19 protein-coding genes, 1 tRNA gene and 1 pseudogene are annotated in these 22,550 nt (G+C 60.0%); 1 reads left to right on the plus strand and 20 read right to left on the minus strand.

All coding sequences use genetic code 11. From position 1 onward, the window contains the following. Positions 1–3 precede the first annotated feature (3 nt). From nuoH to rlmE, 15 genes are all read right to left on the minus strand, one after another. Positions 4–1,062 carry an NADH-quinone oxidoreductase subunit NuoH gene (gene nuoH, locus J2T60_RS04760; RefSeq protein WP_374728469.1) on the minus strand — a complete coding sequence of 353 codons (1,059 nt, stop codon included), beginning with the start codon at positions 1,060–1,062 and terminating at the stop codon, positions 4–6. A 91-nt stretch (positions 1,063–1,153) separates the two neighbouring features. Further along, positions 1,154–3,532, minus strand: coding sequence for an NADH-quinone oxidoreductase subunit NuoG (gene nuoG, locus J2T60_RS04765; RefSeq protein WP_253446119.1), 2,379 nt, complete (start codon positions 3,530–3,532; stop codon positions 1,154–1,156). A gap of 57 nt (positions 3,533–3,589) precedes the next feature. Further along, positions 3,590–4,918 carry an NADH-quinone oxidoreductase subunit NuoF gene (gene nuoF / locus J2T60_RS04770; protein ID WP_253446122.1) on the minus strand — a complete coding sequence of 443 codons (1,329 nt, stop codon included), beginning with the start codon at positions 4,916–4,918 and terminating at the stop codon, positions 3,590–3,592. A gap of 5 nt (positions 4,919–4,923) precedes the next feature. Then, a complete protein-coding gene (locus J2T60_RS04775; RefSeq protein ID WP_253447651.1) occupies positions 4,924–5,385 on the minus strand; it encodes an NADH-quinone oxidoreductase subunit NuoE family protein in 462 nt (153 codons plus the stop codon). A 35-nt stretch (positions 5,386–5,420) separates the two neighbouring features. Beyond that, a complete protein-coding gene (locus tag J2T60_RS04780; RefSeq protein ID WP_253446124.1) occupies positions 5,421–6,674 on the minus strand; it encodes an NADH-quinone oxidoreductase subunit D in 1,254 nt (417 codons plus the stop codon). Continuing rightward, positions 6,667–7,380 carry an NADH-quinone oxidoreductase subunit C gene (locus J2T60_RS04785; protein ID WP_253446127.1) on the minus strand — a complete coding sequence of 238 codons (714 nt, stop codon included), beginning with the start codon at positions 7,378–7,380 and terminating at the stop codon, positions 6,667–6,669. Before J2T60_RS04785 ends, J2T60_RS04780 begins: the two co-directional genes overlap by 8 nt. A 12-nt stretch (positions 7,381–7,392) precedes the next feature. Further along, complete coding sequence (locus tag J2T60_RS04790; RefSeq protein ID WP_253446130.1) at positions 7,393–7,872, minus strand: NuoB/complex I 20 kDa subunit family protein; 480 nt, start codon at positions 7,870–7,872, stop codon at positions 7,393–7,395. Next, positions 7,863–8,219 (minus strand): NADH-quinone oxidoreductase subunit A, encoded by a 357-nt coding sequence (locus J2T60_RS04795; protein WP_253446133.1) that lies wholly within the window; start codon positions 8,217–8,219, stop codon positions 7,863–7,865. The genes J2T60_RS04790 and J2T60_RS04795 overlap by 10 nt, the downstream gene beginning before the upstream one ends. Before the next feature lie 232 nt (positions 8,220–8,451). Next, positions 8,452–8,538, minus strand: a tRNA-Leu gene (locus J2T60_RS04800). A gap of 102 nt (positions 8,539–8,640) precedes the next feature. Further along, on the minus strand, positions 8,641–9,012 hold the full coding sequence (secG, locus tag J2T60_RS04805; RefSeq protein WP_253446136.1) for a preprotein translocase subunit SecG: 372 nt from the start codon (positions 9,010–9,012) through the stop codon (positions 8,641–8,643). A gap of 14 nt (positions 9,013–9,026) precedes the next feature. Next, on the minus strand, positions 9,027–9,791 hold the full coding sequence (gene tpiA, locus J2T60_RS04810) for a triose-phosphate isomerase (protein WP_253446139.1): 765 nt from the start codon (positions 9,789–9,791) through the stop codon (positions 9,027–9,029). A gap of 176 nt (positions 9,792–9,967) precedes the next feature. Then, positions 9,968–11,308, minus strand: a complete 1,341-nt coding sequence (glmM, locus tag J2T60_RS04815; protein ID WP_253446142.1) for a phosphoglucosamine mutase — start codon at positions 11,306–11,308, stop codon at positions 9,968–9,970. Next, positions 11,305–12,150 (minus strand): dihydropteroate synthase, encoded by an 846-nt coding sequence (gene folP, locus J2T60_RS04820; protein ID WP_253446145.1) that lies wholly within the window; start codon positions 12,148–12,150, stop codon positions 11,305–11,307. The genes glmM and folP overlap by 4 nt, the downstream gene beginning before the upstream one ends. 99 nt (positions 12,151–12,249) lie before the next feature. Then, positions 12,250–14,187, minus strand: a complete 1,938-nt coding sequence (gene ftsH / locus J2T60_RS04825) for an ATP-dependent zinc metalloprotease FtsH (protein ID WP_253446148.1) — start codon at positions 14,185–14,187, stop codon at positions 12,250–12,252. Between the two features lie 93 nt (positions 14,188–14,280). Beyond that, a complete protein-coding gene (rlmE, locus tag J2T60_RS04830; RefSeq protein ID WP_253446150.1) occupies positions 14,281–14,904 on the minus strand; it encodes a 23S rRNA (uridine(2552)-2'-O)-methyltransferase RlmE in 624 nt (207 codons plus the stop codon). Between the two features lie 137 nt (positions 14,905–15,041). Here rlmE and yhbY point away from each other — a divergent pair. Then, a pseudogene (gene yhbY / locus J2T60_RS04835) lies at positions 15,042–15,323 on the plus strand (ribosome assembly RNA-binding protein YhbY); the annotation flags it as partial. A gap of 65 nt (positions 15,324–15,388) precedes the next feature. Here the strand turns inward: yhbY and greA are convergent. The 5 genes from greA to dnaJ all read right to left on the minus strand — a co-directional run bounded on the left by greA (position 15,389) and on the right by dnaJ (position 22,466). Then, positions 15,389–15,865, minus strand: coding sequence for a transcription elongation factor GreA (gene greA, locus J2T60_RS04840; RefSeq protein ID WP_253446153.1), 477 nt, complete (start codon positions 15,863–15,865; stop codon positions 15,389–15,391). Next, a complete protein-coding gene (gene carB, locus J2T60_RS04845) occupies positions 15,862–19,083 on the minus strand; it encodes a carbamoyl-phosphate synthase large subunit (RefSeq protein ID WP_253446156.1) in 3,222 nt (1,073 codons plus the stop codon). Before carB ends, greA begins: the two co-directional genes overlap by 4 nt. Before the next feature lie 90 nt (positions 19,084–19,173). Beyond that, positions 19,174–20,319, minus strand: coding sequence for a glutamine-hydrolyzing carbamoyl-phosphate synthase small subunit (carA, locus tag J2T60_RS04850; protein ID WP_253447654.1), 1,146 nt, complete (start codon positions 20,317–20,319; stop codon positions 19,174–19,176). A 183-nt stretch (positions 20,320–20,502) separates the two neighbouring features. Continuing rightward, positions 20,503–21,288, minus strand: a complete 786-nt coding sequence (dapB, locus tag J2T60_RS04855; protein WP_253446159.1) for a 4-hydroxy-tetrahydrodipicolinate reductase — start codon at positions 21,286–21,288, stop codon at positions 20,503–20,505. A 26-nt stretch (positions 21,289–21,314) separates the two neighbouring features. Continuing rightward, positions 21,315–22,466 (minus strand): molecular chaperone DnaJ, encoded by a 1,152-nt coding sequence (dnaJ, locus tag J2T60_RS04860; protein WP_253446162.1) that lies wholly within the window; start codon positions 22,464–22,466, stop codon positions 21,315–21,317. Positions 22,467–22,550: the final 84 nt, after the last annotated feature.

The raw sequence follows: 22,550 nt of genomic DNA on the forward strand, positions 1-22,550 counted from the left end.
GCCTCAATTGAACCAGGGTCCGACTTCACCCATGATCAGGCCACCCAGCACCACGATCCAGACGATGGTGATGGGAATGAACACCTTCCAGCCCAAGCGCATGATCTGGTCATAGCGGTAGCGGGGGAAGGTGGCCCGGAACCACAGGAAGACAAACATAAAGAAGAAGGTCTTCACAGCGAACCAGAGAATACTGCTTTCACCCAGGAAGGTATCCCCGATCACTGGAACACCCTGGATGGGACTCAACCAGCCGCCAAAGAAGAACAGGGCCGTCAGCGCCGAGATCAGGATCATGTTGGCGTATTCGGCCAGGAAGAAGATCGCAAAACCGGTACCCGAGTATTCCACGTGGAAACCGGCCACGATTTCCGACTCCCCTTCCGGCACATCAAACGGCGCGCGGTTGGTCTCGGCCACGCCAGAGATGAAATAAACCAGGAAAAGCGGGAACAGGGGCAGCCAGAACCAGGTAAAGATATTACCTTCCTGGCGAAGTACGATGTCATTGAGGTTCAAGCTCCCCGAAGCCATCAACACCCCCACCAAGGCAAAACCCATGGCGATCTCATAGGCCACAATCTGGGCCGCCGAACGCATGGAACCCAAAAAGGCGTACTTGGAGTTGGAGGCCCAGCCGGCCAGGATCACCCCATAGACACTCAGGGAAGTGAGCGCCAAGAGGTAAAGCAGACCGGCATTGATGTCGGCAATCACCATGCCGTCATCGAAGGGAATCACGGCCCAGGCGGCAAAGGCCGGCGCCAGCGACAGCAAGGGGGCGATCAGAAACAGGAAGCGGCTGGAATTGCTGGGAATCACCACTTCCTTGAGCACCAGCTTGATGACGTCGGCGAAACACTGCAGCAGGCCCTTGTAGCCTACCCGGTCCGGCCCGATACGACCCTGCATGGCCCCAATCACCCGCCGCTCGGCATAGGTGTAATAAGCCACCAGCAGGATCAGCACCCCAAGGAGAAGGCCGATCTGCCCCGTCGCTACCATTACCGTCTGCAAGGCAGGCGGCAAGGCTTCCCACTGATTAATGAAAAAATCCGTCATCGCGTTCGTGATTCCTGTGTACTTCCGAACGGTTCCGGCTTCCGCCACATGGGCGGTGCCCCGACTGGGCCCGTGGGCCCCGATTCAGCAACTAAAGTCTTTCAACCTCGATCGCACCGTGGCGCGGGCCGAGTCCGGCCGTCACCGGTGTGCCCTGGGGCACCACCACGCTGCCGACGGGGACGCCCTCATCCACGCTCACCGGCAAGGCGACCCGGTGGCCATTGTGCCCCACCTGGGCCTGGCCCTCGTCTTCCAGACCGAGCTTTTGCGCATCCTTGGGATTGAGGCGGATCATGGCACGCCCGTCCACGGTGTTTTGCAGCGGGCGAGCCCGGCGAATCAATGCGTCCACTGCATACAACGGGACCTCGCCCACTCGCCAGAGTCCCTTGCCGACACGACCCTTCTCCAAGGTGACCTCGCCGCGACTGCGGGTGTTGCTATCCACCTCGCCGATTGCCTGGTGGGCATCCGCCAGAACGGCTTCGGCATCCATCTGCTCGAAGCCATCCAGATCAAACAGCTCGCCCAGGACACGCAGTACCTTCCAGGCGGGCCGGGATTCACCCACCGGATTGATCACACCACCACTACTCTGCCAACGGCCTTCGGCATTCACCAGGGTGCCGAAGCTTTCCGCATAGCTACCCACCGGCAGCACCACGTCGGCGTATTCTTCCAGGCCGGGGCTGCGGAAGGTGGACAGAGACACCACCATTTCCGCCTCATTCAGGGCCTTCATGGCCTGCCCGCCGTCCCAGGCTTCCCGTTCGGGCTCCACGCCCATCAGCAGATAGGCATGACGCGGCTGTTCCAGCATGGCACGGGCATGGAGACCGGCCGAGTCACTGGCCTTGGCGCCGGCCTGGCGATGGGGCAAGACCCCCGACAGCCAGGCGCCGACGGCATTGCCGCCTTCCGGCAGATGACCCAGGGTGGCACCGGACAACTCGGCCATGGCATTGGCCAGGGCTTCCAGCTCCGCCCACTGGGGATGGGAGCGAGCCAGCGGGCCCAGCAGCAGCAGCGATTTATCACCGTCAAGCAGGGCTTCGGCCAGGGAATGCGCCGTCTCGTCGGCCTTCACCCCTTCGGTCAAGCCGGCAACCGCTTTCGGCAAATCCTGCTTGGCGCGCTCAGCCAGGGCAACGGCCACTTCCGCCAGACCCTGGACCAGTTCCGCACCATGGCAGTTCTTGTACCCCGCCTGAGGGAAGAGGAATTCATATTCCGCCGGATTGACGAAACCCACCCGTGCGCCATTGAGGACCGCCTTGCGGATGCGGTGGGCCAACATGGGGGCTTCCTTGCGGGTGTTGGAACCCACCACCAGGGCGCTGTCCAGATCTTCCACTTCACTGATCTTCATTCCCAGGCCGGGGAAGGCCGGTGCGATATCGTCACTGCGGAAATCTCCCTGACCCAGGCGATGGTCGATATTGTGACTGCCCAGACCGCGAACCAGGCGTTGGAAGAGGAACAACTCTTCCAGGCTGGAACCCGGGGCTGCCAGGGCGCCCAACTGCTCGGCACCGTGCCGGTCAATGGTTTCTTTCAAGCCATTGGCCGCCGCCTCCAGAGCTTCTTCCCAGCTGGCTTCCTCCAGCACGCCATTGCGACGAAGCAATGGCTTCTTAATTCGTTCGGGGCTATAGATCCCTTCACAACTGAAACGGTCGCGATCGGCGATCCAGGTCTCGTTGATCCCCTCGTTCTCCCGGGGCACGGCCCGCAGGAAATCGCCGCGTAGGGTGTGCGCCCAGATATTGGTACCCACCGGATCATGGGGCGTCACGGTGGCATGCTGGGTCATTTCCCAAGAGCGGCCACGCATGCGGAAGGGCTTGTTGTTCAGTGCGCCCACCGGGCACAGGTCAATCACATTGCCGGAAAGCTCGTGATCCACCGTGCGCTGGATATAGGTACCGATACGCATGTGCTCGCCGCGACCGGTGGCCCCCAGTTCCTTGAAGCCACCTACTTCCTCGGTGAAGCGGACACAGCGGGTGCAGTGGATGCAACGGGTCATGTCGGTGGAGATCAGGGGACCCAGGTTCGGGTCGGAAACCACGCGCTTACCCTCGTTATAGCGGGAAATATCCCGCCCGAAACCCAATGCCAGATCCTGCAGCTCACACTCCCCACCCTGGTCACAGACCGGGCAGTCCAGGGGATGATTAATGAGCAAGAACTCCATGGTGTTCTTCTGGGCGGACAAGGCCTTGGCGGAATGGGTATAGACCTTCATGCCCTCCCCTACCGGAGTGGCACAGGCAGGCAACGGCTTGGGCGCCTTTTCCACTTCCACCAGACACATACGGCAGTTGGCGGCCACGGACAGCTTACGGTGATAGCAGAAGCGGGGAATACGCTCGCCGTATTCATCCGCCACTTCGATCAGCATCTGACCCTTGCGGCCTTCCACCGGCTTGTCATTGATTTCAAACTTGACGGTTTCGTCGCTCATATCCGCTTGCATCTATAAGGGGACCGGACATCCGCCCGGTCGAAACCATTGGCTGCCTCAAACGGCAAAACCCAGATTATGGGGACCGGCCTGGGGCAGCGCCGGACGGGCCGGACCCACCATGGGTCGACCATTCTCAATCAGGTATTCAAACTCTTCCGGGAACTGTTCCAGGAAACTCTTCACCGGCATGGCCGCGGCATCCCCCAGGGCGCAAATGGTATGCCCCATGATCCCGTTGGAAGCGCTAACCAGCAGCTCCAGATCCGAGGAGCGTCCCTGGCCCGCCAGCATGCGGCGCAGCACCCGGTTCAGCCAGCCGGTGCCTTCCCGGCAAGGGGTACACTGGCCGCAGGATTCGGCGAAATAGAAGCGGGAAATGCATTCCAGGGCGCGAACCATGCAGGTGGAGTCGTCCATAATGATCACAGCACCCGAACCCAGCATGGAGCCGTGTTCCTGAACGGACTCATAGTCCATATTGGCCTTGAGCATGTTCTCACCCCGCACCACGGGCACCGAAGACCCACCCGGAATCACGGCCTTAAGCTTGCGACCTTCACGGATGCCGCCGGCCATCTCCAATAGATCCTTGAAGGGCGTACCCAGGGGGATTTCAAAGTTACCTGGATTTTGAACATGCCCGCTGACGGAGAAGCATTTGAGGCCGCCGCTCTTCTCGGTACCGAAGGCCTTAAACCAGTCCGCGCCATTTCGAATGATATCCGGTACCTGGGCGAAGGACTCGGTGTTGTTCACCGTGGTGGGCTGGCCATACAAACCCTTCTGGGCCGGGAACGGCGGCTTGTAGCGCGGCAGACCCTTCTTGCCTTCCAGGGAATCCAGCAGTGCGGTTTCCTCACCACAGATATAGGCACCGGCACCCAGGTGATCGTAAAGATCGAAATCCACACCGGAGCCCAGGATATTCTTGCCCAGCAAGCCGGCTTCATAGGCTTCTTTCAGGGCCTCCATGAAGCGCTGATAGGGTTCGTGCTCGAATTCGCCACGGATATAGTTGTAACCGATGGTCGCACCCATGGCGTAACCGCCGATGGCCATGCCTTCAATCACGGCATGGGGGTTGTAGCGGAGGATATCCCGGTCCTTGCAGGTGCCCGGCTCACTTTCATCCGAGTTGCAAACCACGAACTTCTGCCCCTGGAAATCCTTGGGCATGAAGCTCCACTTCAGGCCGGTGGGAAAGCCGGCACCACCCCGGCCGCGCAGGCCGGACGCCTTGACTTCTTCAACCACGTCCCCCGGCGAAATCTTTTCCTTCAGGATCTTTTTCCAGGCCTCATAGCCACCCAGCTTGAGATAGGTCTCAAGGGTATGGGGCTTATCCTGACCCAGCGTCTTGTAGCAGATGGAAGTATCCTGCATCCCGATTACTCCAGGCCGTCGAGAATCTGATCCACTTTTTCCAGAGTCAGATTCTCATGGTATTCGTGATTGACCATCATCATGGGCGCCCCTTTACAGGCGGCCAGGCACTCTTCCTCGCACTTGAGGAAAATCCGATCATCTTCAGTGGTCTGGCCCACCTTCACACCCAACTTCTTCTCCACGTGCTCGACGATTTCATCGGAGCCATTGAGCATGCAGCTGATGTTGGTGCAGATGGAAATCTTGTTGCGACCCACCGGCTTGGTTTCAAGCATGGAATAGAAGGTGGCCACCTCATAGACATCAATGGGCGGCAGCCCCAGATGATGGGCCACCGCGTCCATCCACTCTTCAGTGAGATAGCCGCCGTTGTGATGCTGGGCTTCCCGCAGGGCATCCAGCACCGCGGAGCGCTGCTGCCCTTCCGGATACTTGCCGATGCAGCGATCGATATAGGCCCGCATGTCCTCGGGCAGGAATTCTTTCGTGGCCTTGTACTTCACCGGTCAATCTCCCCGAACACGATATCCTGAGTACCAATCACCGCCACCAGGTCGGCCAACATATGGCCACGACACATTTCATCCATGGCGGACAGATGGGCAAAACCGGGGGCGCGGATCTTCACGCGGTAGGGTTTATTCGCCCCGTCGGAGACCAGGAAAATACCGAACTCGCCCTTGGGTGCTTCTACTGCGGCATAGGTCTCGCCTTCCGGCAGCACATAACCTTCCGTGAACAGCTTGAAGTGGTGAATCAGGGCTTCCATGCTGTCTTTCATTTCCCAGCGACGCGGCGGCACCACCTTGTGATCGTCCCCCATCACCGGGCCGGGATTCTCCCGCAGCCACTTGATGCACTGCTTGGCGATCTTGGCGGATTGACGCATCTCTTCAATGCGGACCAGGTAACGGTCGTAGCAATCGCCGTTGGTACCCACCGGAATCTGGAAATTCAGCTTGTCGTAGACTTCATAGGGCTGCTTCTTGCGCAGATCCCACTCCACGCCGGAACCGCGCAGCATGGGCCCGGTAAAGCCCAGCTGCAGGGCCCGTTCCGGACTCACCTGGGCGATACCCACGGTACGCTGCTTCCAGATCCGGTTGTCGGTGAGCAGGGTTTCGTACTGATCCACACAGCCGGGGAAGCGGTCCACGAAGTGCTCAATGAAATCCAGCAGACTGCCTTCCCGAGCCTCATTGAGGCGGTCCACATCCTTCTTGCTACGCCATTTGGAGTAGTCGTACTTGGGCATGGCATCGGGAAGGTCCCGATAGACGCCGCCCGGCCGATAATACGTGGCGTGCATCCGGGCACCGGATACGGCCTCGTACATATCCATGATGTCTTCACGTTCCCGGAAGGCATACAGGAATACCGTCATGGCACCGATATCCAGGCCGTGGGCACCGATCCAGAGCAGATGGTTAGCAATGCGAGTCAGCTCGTCGTACAGGGTCCGGATATAGCGGGCCCGAATGGGCGGTTCCACCCCCATGAGCTTTTCGATGGCCATCACATAGGCGTGCTCATTGCACATCATGGACACGTAATCGAGACGGTCCATATAACCGATACTGTGGTTATAGGGCTTGTTCTCCGCCAGTTTCTCCGTAGCCCGGTGCAATAAACCGATATGCGGATCAACCCGACGAATCACCTCCCCTTCCATTTCCAGGATCAGGCGAAGCACGCCGTGGGCCGCCGGATGCTGCGGCCCGAAGTTCATGGTGTAACTTTGAATCTCAGGCATCGCGGGAGGACTCCTTGAAGCCTTCCACATGTTGGTGATCGTGACGGATCACCTTGGGAACGGTGGTACGGGGCTCAATGGAAACCGGCTGATAAACCACGCGACCCTTCTCCGGGTCATAGCGCACTTCCACATTGCCGATCAGTGGGAAGTCCTTGCGGAAGGGATGCCCCACGAAACCGTAGTCTGTGAGGATCCGCCTCAGGTCCGGGTGGCCACTGAAAAGAATACCGAAGAGATCGAAGGCTTCGCGCTCGAACCAGTTGGCGCCGGCCCAGATGTCCACCACGGAATCGATGACAGGCGGATCCTGGGGAGGACACCAGCAGCGCAGGCGCAGGCGCTGGTTCTGGGAAATCGACATCAGGTGATAAACCACCGCAAAGCGCTTCTCCATGTCCGCCGCCTCATCGGGCGTGGCAAAGGCATGGGATTCAGTTCGATCCACCCCCCGGCTGTAACCCAGGGAGGTGCTTTTATCGGTGGCCCACTGGCTCTTGCCGTAGGCGAGATAATCCACACCGCCGATATCAATCAACTGTTCAAAGTTGAATGGCTTCTCGTCTCGCAGCGCCTGGCAGACGGATTTCAGATCCTCCGGTGCCACCTCATAGGTGAGCTCTCCCACGTGGTTTTCCACGCGCTGGAGCTTGTCACCGAAGCGTTCGGAAACCGCCTCGTTCAGGGATTCAATCCACTTAGTCATGTCGCGACCTGATCAACGGGCAATAGTGTTGGTGCGGCGAATCTTATTTTGAAGCTGCATGATGCCGTAGAGCAGCTGTTCTGCAGACGGCGGGCAGCCGGGGACGTAAATATCCACCGGGACCACCCGGTCACAACCGCGTGTCACCGAATAGGAATAGTGATAGTAGCCACCACCATTGGCACAGGACCCCATGGAAATGACCCAGCGGGGCTCGGCCATCTGGTCATAGACCTTGCGCAGCGCCGGGGCCATCTTGTTGCAGAGGGTGCCGGCCACAATCATCACATCGGACTGACGCGGGCTGGGACGAAAAATCACGCCGAAGCGGTCCATGTCATAGCGAGCGGCACCACAGTGCATCATTTCCACCGCACAGCAGGCCAAGCCAAATGTCATGGGCCACATGGAACCGGTTCGGGCCCAGTTGTAGAGCTTGTCCACGCTGGTGGTGACAAAGCCCTTCTCAACAACGCCGTTTTCTACTCCCATTCCAGAGCACCTTTCTTCCATTCGTAGATAAAGCCGACTACGAGAACGGCCAGGAAGACCATCATGGCCCAGAAGCCGAAGAGCCCGATATCCGTCAAGGCAACTGCCCAGGGAAAGAGAAAGGCAATCTCCAGGTCGAAGATAATGAACAGGATGGCCACCAGATAATAGCGGACATCAAACTTCATCCGGGTATCTTCGAAGGCTTCAAAACCGCATTCATAGGGGGAATTCTTCTCCGCATCCGGGTTTTGCGGGCCCAGGATGAACCCCACCAGGAGCAGGACAATGCCCAGACCGGTGGCGATACCAAGAAAAATCAGGATGGGGATGTAATTTTCCAGCATATTACCCGTGTCCCAGTGTCACTGTAAGGACCTGGCCGGCAAGCTCACAACATCCGCCTGTGGATGTTGGGGCCTGGGACCCAGCGTCCGCGCGAGCGGCATCCCGGGTCACACCTCCGGCAGGCAACCGGACGACCTGACGGTCGAGATTGGCAGGCAATACGTCAAATACACCCGCCGTACAACCTGCTCAATTGGAAACCGCCCGGCTTAGCGGGCGAGCTTCTGGTGTTGGTGCCGAAGGCCGGACTCGAACCGGCACGGCCGTAAGGCCACTGCCCCCTCAAGACAGCGTGTCTACCAATTCCACCACTTCGGCTTGGCTTGCTCCTGCTGGCCCGGAATTGCGCATCCCGGAGGCCGGCATATTACCATGAACGGGCACGCTTAGGCACCCCAAAACCACAATGAAAGCGGGACTTTAACGACCGTCCGGGGGCGGCAGATCCAGCCCGTCATCGTCTTCTTCCTCTTCATCTTCATCCGCCGGCGGCGCCAATTCTTCCTCCAGGGCGGGAACCGGCTCAATGCGCTCCAGCAAGGAACCCGGCTCGGCCACATCCCTGGCCGCGATCCAGGCCAATGCCGCGCTATTGAGCATGAAGACCGTCGCCAGAACCGCCGTCATGCGACTCAGGAAGCTGGCTGCACCCCGGGCACCGAACACCGTGCCGGAGGAGCCGCTGCCGAAAGCCGCGCCGGCATTGGCGCCCTGCCCCTGCTGAAGAAGAACCGAGACAACAATAACGATGGCTACAACGACGTGTAGTACGAGCAAAATGCTGATGAGCATGTCAAATTCCAGATTTATTGAGTGCTGGCCGAATTGGCCGATTCACAGATACTCAGAAAGCTGTCCGCGTCCAGGGATGCCCCACCGATCAAGCCCCCGTCAATATCGGGCCTGGCAAACAACTCGGCGGCATTCCCGGCCTTGACGCTTCCCCCGTAAATAATTCTCAGGCGGTCGGCAATTGTATCATCGGCCTCCGCCACGCGAGCGCGGATCATGGCATGCACGGCCTGGGCTTGCTCCGGAGACGCGGTCTGGCCGGTACCGATGGCCCAGACAGGCTCATAGGCCACCACCGCCTCCACAAAGGCATGCACGCCCGCGGCGTTCAGTACCGCATCCAGCTGGCGGCGAATAACCTGCTCGGTCACATCCTGCTCGCGCTCCTCCAGGGTTTCCCCCACGCAGAGGATGGGCCGAAGGCCCTGACGAGCGGCCGCCATGAACTTGCGCGCCACAGTTTCATCACTTTCACCAAAAAGCCCGCGACGTTCGGAATGGCCGACAATCACATAACGGCAATCGAAATCCTGCAGCATGGACGCCGACACTTCGCCAGTGAAGGCACCCGACTCTTCCTCGGAGACGTTTTGGGCACCTAAAACCAATTCCGACCCCTTGGCAATCCGCAAACCATCCGCCAAATAGACATAAGGTGGGCAAACGGCCGCTTCACAGTGTGAAGAAACCAGACCCTGCACCACATCTTCCAGCAACTCGGTCGCCGTTTCACGGCTGCCGTTCATCTTCCAGTTGCCGGCGACAAAGGGCTGTCGCATGCTGCCTCCAGTCTATTTCGGATCAGAGCCGCACCCGGTAGCAGCCGGGACTCGCGGATGGCTAAAAGGAAAAAGCCGTCGAACTCGGGCCTCTTGGCTAACGGCGCGAGACTTTACCCGGTGTCGGCCAACAAATCAATTTGACAAGCATGAAAAAGCGCTTTCCATGATCCCGATCAAGCCCCGGCATCCTGGCGAACCGCGTTCGCCAGCGTATCCACCCAATGGCTGACCAATTCGTCATCCTGCCCTTCCACCATTACCCGCACCAAGGGCTCGGTACCGGAGGCGCGAACCAGAATTCGGCCGCGATCCCCCAGAGCCTGCTGCGCCGCCTCACTGGCCAGCCCCAGCTGAGCACCCGACAGGGCGGCGGCACGATCGATCACTCGCACATTCACCAATCGCTGGGGGTACTTGCTGACCGGCTTCACCAGTTCGGCCAGGCCCTGCTCACGCCGCTGAAGCTCGGCCAGGACCTCCAGCGCGGCGATCAAGCCATCCCCGGTAGTGGTCCGGTCCAAACAGATCAGGTGACCGGAAGATTCGCCTCCAATTATTCCGTCATTGGCATCCAGGCATTCCATGACATGACGATCACCCACCTTGGCACGCTGAAAATCGATCCCCAGAGCCTGCAGAGCGTGCTCCAGACCGAGATTACTCATCACCGTGCCCACCACCGGCCCTCGCAACATTCCGGCAGCCTGACGGGCTCTGGCGATGATATAGAGCAATTCATCACCATCCCGGAGGGTCCCCTGCTGATCCGCCATGATCACCCGGTCGGCGTCCCCGTCCAGAGAGATCCCAAGATCCGCCTGATGGGTCAGCACGGCGCGCTGCATGGCCTCAGGGGCGGTGGAGCCACAATCCTGATTGATATTAAAGCCATCTGGATCGCAAGCCAGCGTCACCACTTGCGCACCCAGTTCCTGAAGCACCGCAGGTGCAACATGGGCAGCCGCGCCATTGGCACCATCCAACACCACCCGAAGCCCGTCCAGACGCAGGCCGGAGGGGGCCGCATTCTTGCAAAACTCTACATAGCGCCCGCCCGCGTCCTCAATCCGGCGGGCCTTGCCAAGCGCATGGGGCTCCACGGTGGCAAAATCCGTATCCATCTGGTTTTCGATGGCCGCTTCACGGTCATCATCCAGCTTGCGGCCATCGGCGCCGAAGAACTTGATGCCGTTGTCCTGGAAAGGATTATGGGAGGCGCTGATCACAATACCAGCCTGGGCCCCCAGGGTTCGAGTGAGATAGGCAATACCCGGGGTGGGCAATACACCCAACAACTCCACATCCACACCGGCGCTCACCAGCCCCGCTTCCAGGGCTGACTCCAGCATATCGCCGGAAATCCGGGTATCCCGACCAATCAGTACCTTGCCCCGGCCCTCGCGGCAAAAAACGCGGCCAGCGGCCCAGCCCAGCTTGACCACCTGATCCGCCGACATCAGCCCCTCGCCCACCGGGCCCCGAATGCCGTCGGTTCCGAAATAACGTCGACTCATCCTCGCTCTCCCTGACCTGAAGCCTTCACGGCCGCCATCATCTTCAAGGCATCCCGGGTAGCCGCCACATCATGGACTCGCACCACACTGGCCCCCAGCCAGGCAGCCAGTGTGGCTACCGACAGGCTGCCATACAGCCGTTCATCCACTGGCCGGTCTATCACATGGCCGATCATGGACTTGCGTGACATGCCCACCAACACCGGATAGCCGCTGGCGCTAAAAGCACCCAGTTCTCTAAGCAGAGTCAGATTATGATTCAGGGTCTTGCCGAAACCGAAGCCCGGGTCCACCAGGATTCGTCGACGCGACACCCCCGCCGCCTCCAGGGTCTCGGCCTGGGCCATTAAAAAACCCCTGACTTCACGAACCACTTCCCGGTACTGCGGGTTGGCCTGCATATTCCGCGGCTCGCCCTGCATATGCATGACGCAAACCGCCACATCGCTGTCCTTCACCGCCTCGATGGAGGCCGGGTCCTTAAACCCCCGCACATCGTTGATCAAATCCACACCCGCCTCGAGGGCAGCCCGCATCACGGCCGGCTTGGTAGTGTCCACTGACAGGATGGCATCGGTTTCGGGGCGCAGACGTTCGAGCACCGGGATAACCCGATCAATCTCTTCCTGCTCCGATACCCCCCGAGAGCCCGGCCGGGTGGATTCGCCACCGATATCGATAATATCGGCACCAGCCTCCACCATGGCCTGGGCATGGGCCAGGGCCTTGTCTCTGTCAATATAATCGCCGCCATCGGAAAAGGAATCCGGTGTGCGATTCAGTACACCCATGATCCGCGCCTGCGACAGGTCCAGTTCACGGTGACCACATTGCAATCTCATGTTGCTTAAACTCCCTTGAAATCGCCCCTGCAGCCAGATAGAAAAAAGGCCGGCGGTGTACCCGCCGGCCGTATCGAGTCCTTGCAGTCAGGCTCGCCCTTAATGCTGGCGGGCCGGATCTCCTATCGGATCCTCACCTTCATCAGGCTTGCGATCATCGTCAGCAGCCGCCGATTGGCCGCCATCATCATCACTGGGATCGATCCAGCCCTTGGGCGGACCGGGTTCACGCCCAGCCATGATGTCATCGATCTGCTTGGCATCGATGGTTTCATACTGCATCAGGGCTTCCGCCATCACATGCAGCTTGTCTTCATGCTCACGCAGCAGACGTTCGGCCCGCTCGTAATTCTGATCAATAATGGCGCGTATCTCTGCATCGATCGCACGAGCAGTCTCGTCCGACATATGACTGGAGCGCTGCTGCATCTCACGCCCCAGGAAGGGTTGACCATCATCTTCCTCGTAAGCCAGGGGCCCCAGCTTGTCGGACAGACCCCACTTGGTCACCATCTTGCGGGCAATACCCGTAGCGACCTCGATATCATTGGACGCACCCGTAGTGACTTTATGCTTGCCATAGATCTGCTCTTCCGCGATCCGTCCACCAAAGAGACTGGAAATCCGGCTTTCCAGCTTCTGCCGACTCTGACTGTACTCATCCTGTTCCGGCAGGAACATGGTCACACCCAGGGCACGGCCACGGGGGATGATGGACACCTTGTAAACCGGATCATGGTCAGGCACCAGGCGACCGATAATGGCATGGCCGGCTTCGTGATAGGCGGTAAGGCGCTTGTCTTCCTCGCTCATGACCATGGAGCGGCGCTCGGCGCCCATCATGATCTTGTCCTTGGCCTGCTCCAAGTGGTTCATGGTGACGTACTTGTCATTGCCACGAGCCGCAAACAGGGCCGCCTCATTCACCAGGTTGGCCAGATCGGCCCCCGAGAAACCAGGTGTCCCGCGGGCAATTAGACGGGGCTCGATACCGTCTGCCGCCGGCACCTTGCGCAGATGGACCTTGAGAATCTGTTCCCGGCCGCGCACATCCGGCAGCGGCACCACCACCTGGCGGTCAAAACGGCCGGGGCGAAGCAGCGCTGGGTCCAACACATCGGGCCGGTTGGTGGCGGCGATCACGATCACGCCCTCATGGCCTTCAAAGCCATCCATTTCCACCAGCATCTGGTTCAGGGTCTGCTCACGCTCATCATGGCCACCGCCCATGCCGGCACCACGATGACGCCCCACCGCATCCAGCTCATCAATAAAGATGATGCAGGGTGCATGCTTCTTGGCCTGCTCGAACATATCCCGGACCCGGGAAGCGCCCACGCCCACGAACATTTCCACGAAATCGGAACCGGAAATGGTGAAAAACGGGACACTGGCTTCACCAGCAATGGCACGGGCCAACAGGGTCTTACCCGTCCCCGGCGGCCCCACCATCAGCACGCCCTTCGGAATCTTGCCGCCAAGACGCTGGAACTTGGACGGGTCCTTGAGGAAGTCCACCAACTCGGTCACTTCCTCCTTGGCCTCGTCGCAGCCGGCCACATCCGGAAAACGGACACTGACCTGCTCGTCGCTAAGCATCCTGGCCTTGCTCTTGCCGAAGGACATGGCGCCCTTGCCGCCAGCACCACCGCCCTGCATCTGGCGCATGAAATAAATCCAGAGGGCAATCAAGAGCAGAAACGGTGTCCAGGAAATGAAGATCTGACCAAGCAATGAGCCCTGATCCTCTTCCTTGGCCACGATTTCCACCCGGTTGTCTTCCAGCTCGCCGATCAATGCGGTGTTGTCCGTCTCCGGATTGACGACCTCAAAGCGGTCTCCACCGGATCGCATTCCCTCAATCCGGTTTCCCTGGAGCACCACCTCATCCACATTCCCGCCACGAACTTCACGCAGGAACTCGGAATAGGACAGCTCCTCCCGGGTTTCTTCGGTGGGCCCGAAGCTGTTGAATACCGACAGGAGGATGACCGCGATGACGATCCAGATAATGAGATTCTTGGCCAATTCGCTCAAGATTTACTCCACGCGCCTTCAGGACGCATTCGACAGAATGTATTTCGCACCCGCAAGGCCAGCCAAAAGCCCCGTCAGGCACAGGTTTAGACACTACACTACCCGGTAGTTCCGGGCCAACAAATAGACCTCCGGGGAGCGGTCCCGGGACGCCTTGGGTTTGCGCACTTGCACTTTCGCAAATGCCTTTCTCAGCTCCGCCAGAAACTCATCAAAACCTTCACCCTGGAAGGTTTTGACCAGCAGATTGCCGCCTTCAGACAAGACCTGGCGCCCCAGATCCAGGCTCAGCTCGGCCAGATACATGGTTGCCGGCTGATCCACGGCCTTCATACCACTCATGTTGGGGGCCATATCCGACATTACAAGGTCCACCCGGCGACCCCCAAGGGTCTCCAGCAAGGCCTTCAGCACCGATTGCTCGGTAAAATCCCCCTGGATGAAATCCACATCCGGCAATGAGGGCATCTCCAGGCGGTCCAATGCCACAATCCGGCCCTGCCCCTGCAATCGATGGGCAGCATACTGACTCCAGCTCCCCGGTGCCGCCCCCAGATCCACCACGATCATGCCGGGGCGGAAAAGGCGATCTTTCTTATCGATTTCTTCCAGCTTGAACACCGCCCGCGAACGCCAGCCCTCCTTTCGGGCCCGGAGCACATGCTCATCCCGGTGATGCTCTTTCAGCCAACGATGGCTGCTGCCCTTCTTGCCCATGTCCACATGCCCTGCATTTACCGTTCATACCGGCGTTTCCGGCCAATCATTGCCAAAGCCGTTCACGGGCCTCAGAATACGAACTTCGTTCTCACCAGAGGAGATCAGTGAGCACCGTGAGCGAGACCATTGCCCAACTGAATGAAGCCCAGAAGAAGCATCTCAAGCGCCTGGCCCATCACCGCAAGCCCATTGTGCAAACGGGTGCCAATGGCCTCAGCGATGCAGTTCTGGCCGAGGTGGAACGCGCCCTGCATGATCATGAATTGATCAAGGTACGCCTGGTGGCCGGTGATCGAACCGAACGCTCCGCCATGATCGGCGAGGTCTGCGAACGGACCCGCTCTGCTCTGGTTCAGCGCATCGGCCACGTGGCCGTCCTGTTCCGGGCCAACCCCGACAAACCTGTCATTGAACTACCCGGCAGCAACCGGGGCAAGGCAGACAAGGCCCGGCCCGGCAAGCGCACCGGGCGCAAGACCGCTCACTCGTAGCGCACTTCCACGATTTCGTAGTGGCGGACCCCACCCGGGGTCTCCACTTCGCACTCATCGCCCTCTTCCTTGCCAATCAGGCCACGGGCAATGGGGGAATTCACCGATAGCAGACCTTGCTTGATATCGGCCTCGTCCTCACCCACGATCTGGTAGGTGGCCTCCCGGTCATCCTCTTCCACATAGACATCCACAGTGGCGCCAAAGACTACCTTGCCCTTGGCATCCACTTTGGTCACGTCAATGACTTCCGCCGTGGAAAGCTTGCCTTCAATGTCTTTAATGCGGGCCTCGATCAAGCCCTGCTCTTCTCGGGCCGCATGGTATTCCGCGTTTTCTTTGAGATCACCATGCTCACGGGCCTCTGCAATGGCTTCCACAACCCGCGGCCGATCCTTTGATTTAAGTTTTTTCAGTTCAGCCTTGAGGCGTTCGGCGCCTCGAACAGTCAACGGTGTTCTTTTCATTGGGTGTACTCCCGATGCAGATCCTGAAGCCGATTCACATCGGCAACGTCCATATGGTCCATGGCCAGGCAGGTCGCTTTGCCCGCGGCAATGGTGGTGTAGTAAGCCACCTTGTGATGGACCGCTTCACTGCGAATAGAATGAGATTCACGAATGGCCTTCTTGCCTTCCGTGGTATTGACGATGAGGGTGATCTCATCGTTTTTGATCATGTCCACGATATGAGGCCGACCTTCACGCACCTTATTTACCGGCGTCACGCTCAGACCAGCTGCCTCCAGGGCTTTGGCCGTACCCCGGGTGGCCACCAGCTCAAAGCCCCGCTCCTGAAGCAGGCCGGCCAGCTCCACCGCCGCATCCTTGTCCGGGTCCCGAACGCTGAGAAAGGCTCGTCCGCCCCGGGGCAACACCATGCCGGCACCCAGTTGGGCCTTGGCGTAGGCCTCGCCAAAGCTGCGTCCCACGCCCATCACTTCCCCTGTGGACTTCATCTCCGGTCCCAGGATGGGGTCGGCACCCGGGAACTTGGCAAAGGGAAAGACCGATTCCTTCACGGAATAGTACAGAGGCAGGCGCTCCTCGGTCAGACCCTGATCCGGCAAGCTGCGCCCGGCCATGCAGCGGGCGGCGATCTTGGCCAAGGGCACACCCACTGCCTTGGAGACAAAGGGCACGGTACGGGACGCACGAGGATTCACTTCCAACAGGTAGATTTCTTCCCCGCGCACGGCAAACTGGGCATTCATCAACCCCACCACATGCAGCTCCCGGGCAATGGCAGCCATCTGGGCACGAATTTCCGCCTGAACCGTGTCCGACAGACTGTTGGGCGGCAGGGAACAACCGGAATCACCGGAATGCACCCCGGCCTGCTCCACGTGCTCCATGACCCCACCGATGACCACGGTCTCGCCATCGGAAACCGCATCCACGTCCACTTCCACCGCCTCTTCCAGGAAGCGATCCAGCAATACCGGCGAATCATTGGAAACCCGCACGGCATTTTCAATGTATTCGATCAGATCGTTCTCGTTGAAGACCACTTCCATGGCGCGCCCACCCAGCACATAGGACGGACGCACCACCAGCGGATAGCCGATTTCCTCGGCCAGGCGAATCGCTTCCCCCCCAGCACGCGCCGTGCGATTGGGCGGCTGCTTGAGGTTCAAGCGATTCACCAGCTGCTGGAAACGCTCCCGGTCCTCGGCCAGATCGATGGAGTCCGGCGTGGTACCGATAATAGGCACGCCGGCCGCTTCCAGATCCCGGGCCAGCTTGAGCGGCGTCTGGCCGCCAAACTGGACAATCACCCCGACCGGCTTCTCGGTTTCCACCACTTCGAGCACATCCTCGAGCGTCAAAGGCTCGAAATACAGGCGGTCGGAGGTGTCATAGTCAGTGGAGACGGTTTCCGGGTTGCAGTTGACCATGATGGTCTCAAAGCCGTCTTCACGCAGCGCCAGTGAGGCGTGGACACAGCAATAATCAAACTCAATCCCCTGGCCGATGCGGTTGGGCCCGCCCCCCAGGATCATAATCTTGCGGCGATCGGATGGCCGCGCCTCGCATTCCTCTTCATAGCTGGAATACATGTATGCGGTGGTGGCCTCGAATTCGGCGGCACAGGAATCCACCCGCTTGTAAACCGGCCGTACACCCAGCTCATGGCGCCGGGCGCGAAGGGCCCCTTCATCGCAACCCAGTAATTTCGCCAGGCGGCTGTCGGCAAAGCCCTTGCGCTTGAGGCGGCGCAGGTGATCGGCATCCAGGGCCGCCAAACCCAAGCCTCGCACTGCATCTTCCTCGCCAACCAGATCCTGTATCTGAACCAGGAACCAGGGATCGATGCCGGTCAGCGAGTAGATATCCTCCATGGCCAGGCCGGCCCGGAAGGCATCCCCCAGGTACCAGAGACGGTCGGGGCCGGGGTCCTGCAGCTCCTGACGCAGCCGGTCCATAGCATCCTCGCCGTGGTCCAACAGCTTCTCATTGAGACCATCGGCGTCGATTTCCAGGCTTCGGAGAGCCTTCTGGAAGGACTCCTGAAAGGTCCGACCCACGGCCATGGCCTCGCCCACCGATTTCATCTGGGTGGTCAAACGCGGCTTGGCCTGGGGAAATTTCTCGAAGGTAAAACGGGGTAGCTTGGTGACCACATAATCAATGCTGGGCTCAAAGGAAGCCGGCGTCACCCCGCCGGTGATCTCATTCTGCAGCTCATCCAGGGTATAACCCACCGCCAGCTTGGCGGCCACCTTGGCAATGGGGAAACCGGTGGCCTTGGAAGCCAGCGCCGAGGAACGGGACACCCGCGGGTTCATCTCGATGATGATCAGACGACCGTCTTCCGGATTCACGGCAAATTGCACATTGGAACCGCCAGTCTCCACGCCGATCTTGCGCAGCACCGCCAGGGAGGCGTCGCGCATCACTTGATATTCGCGATCGGTCAGGGTCTGGGCCGGTGCCACGGTGGCGGAATCGCCGGTATGGACGCCCATGGCATCGATATTTTCAATGGAACAGATGATGATGCAGTTATCCGCCTTGTCGCGGACCACTTCCATCTCGAATTCCTTCCAACCCAGCACCGATTCCTCGATCTGAACCTCATTGGTGGGGGACAATTCCAGCCCCCGGCCACAGATTTCCTCGAACTCTTCCCGGTTATAGGCGATGCCGCCGCCGCTGCCACCCATGGTGAAGGACGGACGGATAATGGCGGGGAAACCGATGTCGTCCTGCGCCTCCCAGGCTTCGGCCATATTGTGGGCGAGCCTGGCGCGCGGTGACTCCAGGCCGATCTCATCCATGGCCCGACGAAAGCGATCCCGATCCTCGGCCATATCGATGGCGTCCCGGCTGGCACCGATCATCTCCACGTTGAAACGCTCGAGGATGCCTTCCCGGTAAAGGTCCAGGGCACAATTCAGCGCCGTCTGTCCGCCCATGGTGGGCAGCAGGGCCTGGGGCCGTTCCTTTTCGATAATCCCGGCCACGGTACGCCAGTGGATGGGCTCGATATAGATGGCATCGGCCATTTCCGGGTCGGTCATGATGGTGGCCGGATTGGAATTCACCAGCACCACCCGGTAGCCCTCCTCCCGCAATGCCTTACAGGCCTGGGCACCAGAATAATCAAACTCGCAGGCCTGCCCGATGACGATGGGGCCGGCACCGATGATCAGAATCGTTTCTATGTCTGTACGTTTTGGCATCGTTTTACTCGACTCTCAGCCCCGTCCAATGACGGGACCCATGGTGCATATCAATCGTGAACGAAGCGGGCCGGAACCCGGCTGTCCGGCTCAGGCTTGCTGCCCGGCACCCGCCCTGACCTGCTCCATCAGACGGATGAAATGCTGGAATAACGGCTTGGCGTCATGGGGACCCGGACTGGCCTCCGGATGCCCCTGAAAACTGAAAGCCGGCTTGTCCCGGTGCGCCATCCCCTGCAGGGTCTGATCAAACAGCGAACGATGGGTCACCCGGATATTGTCGGGCAGGGAATCTTCTTCGATGGCAAAGCCATGGTTCTGGCTGGTGATCAGCACCTGGCCGCTTTCCACATCCAGCACCGGATGGTTGGCTCCATGGTGGCCGAATTTCATTTTCACTGATTGCCCGCCACTGGCCAGGCCCAGTAGCTGGTGCCCCAGACAGATGCCGAACAGCGGCACACCGGCGGCCAAAAACGCCTGGGTGGCCTCGATGGCGTAATCACAAGGCTCCGGATCACCGGGGCCGTTGGAGAGAAACACCCCATCGGGCGACAGGGACATAACCTCGGAGGCCGGGGTACGGGCCGGAACCACCGTCACACGGCAACCCGCATCCACCAACAAGCGCAGAATATTGCGCTTGACTCCAAAATCGTAGGCCACCACATGAAAATCCTGGCGCTGTGCCGGACGGAATTCATTGCCTTCCAGCTGCCAGCTGCCTTCATTCCATTCGTAACCAGTCTCGGTGCTGACCGCCTGGGCCAGGTCCATCCCCTTGAGACCGGGAAATGACCGGGCCTGCTCGATGGCCTCCGCCTCATCCAGCTCGCTGGTGATACAGCCAGACTGGGCCCCCTGATCGCGAATCAGGCGGGTCAGGCGACGGGTATCCACTCCGGCAATGGCCACGGTTCCTTGGGCACGCAGATAAGCGTCCAGAGACTCATGAGAGCGCCAGTTACTGGCCAGCAAGGGTAAATCCCGGATGATCAGACCGGCGGCCTGAACCCGATCGGATTCAGCATCCTGGGGGTTGGTGCCCACATTGCCGATATGGGGATAGGTCAAAGTCACCAGCTGACGCGCATAGGAAGGATCCGTAAGGATTTCCTGATAGCCGGTCATGGCGGTATTGAAAACCACCTCCCCGGTGGTGGTGCCATCCGCACCCGCCAATTCTCCCCGGAAGATCGAGCCGTCCGCCAATGCCAAAAGGGCTTTCTTTCGCACACCTTCCTCCTGATCGGCCCGCCGCTGGCTCACCGCCACCGGACTCCGCATACACAAAGCGGGAAAGATTCCATCGGAACCCTTCCCGCCTGTTCGAGAACTCACTGTCTGTGGCGCTGATTTTACTGCAACAGGCTGCGCGCTGTCCATGCACCGCCTGGCGCCAGACCAGCTTGCCAGTAACTAAAACCCAAGCACGTCCCGCATCTCATACAAACCGGCCCGACGACCCGCCAACCATCGAGCGGCATCCAGCGCCCCATGAGCAAAGGTATCGCGGCTGGAGGCCCGATGGGTCAACTCAAGTCGCTCCCCAGGCCCGGCCAGATAAACCGTGTGTTCCCCGGCGATATCTCCGCCACGAACCACGGAAAAACCGATATCCCCGCCCCGCCGGGGGCCGGTCTGCCCCTTGCGGTGATGAACCGAAACCGCATCCAGTCTTTTGTGACGCGCCTCAGCCGCTTCCTCGCCCAACCGCAGCGCCGTACCGGAAGGCGCATCATTCTTGCGTCCGTGGTGGGCCTCAAGGATCTCGATATCGTAATCCTCATCCAAGGCCGCCGCCGCCCGGTGGACCAGTTCCAGCAGAATATTGACACCCTTGCTGGTATTCGGGGCAATCAGTACCGGAATCTTTTTCGCGGCCTGCTCCAATACCTGTCGGGTGGAGGCTTCCAGGCCGGTGGTGCCCACCAGCAGGGGCAGACCATAGTCCACACAATGCCGCACCAGCCCGATTTCATCACTGGCGGCGGCGAAATCCAACACCACTTCCGCCTCGGCCAAGCCGGCACCCCGGTCGCTCGTGTAGCAGATATGGGGCCAGTCTGGCACTTCCTTGTCCTCGGCGGGGCTGCCCGGCCGGACCAGCGCCCCCACCACGGCCACATTACCCATGGATTTAGCCAGCCTGAGAATGGACTGACCCATACGCCCGGAAGCGCCTACCACTGCGATTTTCAACATGGCTTTACCCCCTGCGGGCCCACCGGTCAGCCCAGATTTTCGAAGAAGCGCTTCACGCCATCCAGCCAGGAGTCAGAGCGGGGATTATGCCGTTTACCCCCCTCATCCAGACTGGCCTCAAACTCCTCCAATAGTTCTTTTTGGTGCTTATTGAGCTTCACCGGCGTTTCCACGGTCACCCGGCATAGCAGATCACCCCGAGGCCCGCCCCGAACCGGCTTTACGCCCTTGCCACGCAGTCGGAACAACTTGTTGCTCTGGGTTTCCGCCGGAATCTTGAGATTCACCCGCCCATCCAGGGTCGGCACTTCCACTTCGCCGCCCAGCACGGCGGTGCCGAAGCTGATGGGCACCTCACAGAGCAGATCATTGCCATCCCGCTGAAAAATGGGATGAGGCCGGACGTGGACCTCCACATACAGGTCCCCAGGCGGGCCGCCGTTCTCACCGGCCTCGCCTTCACCAGCCAGGCGAATGCGGTCGCCGGTATCCACTCCTTCGGGGATACGCACGGACAGCTTTTTCTCTTCCCGCACCCGGCCACGACCATGGCAAGCCTTGCAGGGGTCCTTGATGATCTTGCCATCACCCCCGCAACTGGGGCAGGTCTGCTGCACCGAGAAGAAACCCTGCTGCATGCGCACCTGGCCCATGCCGCCACAGGTATCACAGGTTTCCGGCTGACTGCCGGGCTCGGCACCGGAGCCGTCACAGACCTCACACTCCCGGGTGCCGGGCACTGTGATCTGAATGGTGTCGCCCTGGACCGCCTGCTCCAGGTCCACCTTCAGGCGATAGCGTAGATCCGCGCCCCGAAAGACCCGGCTCCGGCCACCCCGGCGGCCCGCACCGCCGAAGATATCGCCGAACACATCACCGAAGATATCGGAAAAGGCATCGGCACCGCCGCCACCAAAACCGCCACCGGGACCACCGCCACCACCAAAACCGGCCTCGGCACCGGCATGGCCGAATTGGTCGTAAGCGGCCCGTTTCTGGGGATCCGACAAGGCCTCATAGGCCTCCTTGACTTCCTTAAAGCGGGCTTCGGTGTCCTGATCACCGGGATTGCGGTCCGGGTGGAATTTCATGGCCATCCGCCGGTAGGCCTTTTTGATATCGGCCTCCGAGGCGTCCTTTTCCACGCCGAGCACTTCGTAATAATCCCGTTTCGACATTGTCGATCCCCGTTCACTTGATCTATGGCTTTAGTGCGTAACCCAATCTTCTCCAGCTCCCACACAGGACCGGGGGCATCCCAT

The sequence above is a fragment of the Natronospira proteinivora genome (assembly GCF_024170465.1).
Classification (GTDB): domain Bacteria; phylum Pseudomonadota; class Gammaproteobacteria; order Natronospirales; family Natronospiraceae; genus Natronospira; species Natronospira proteinivora.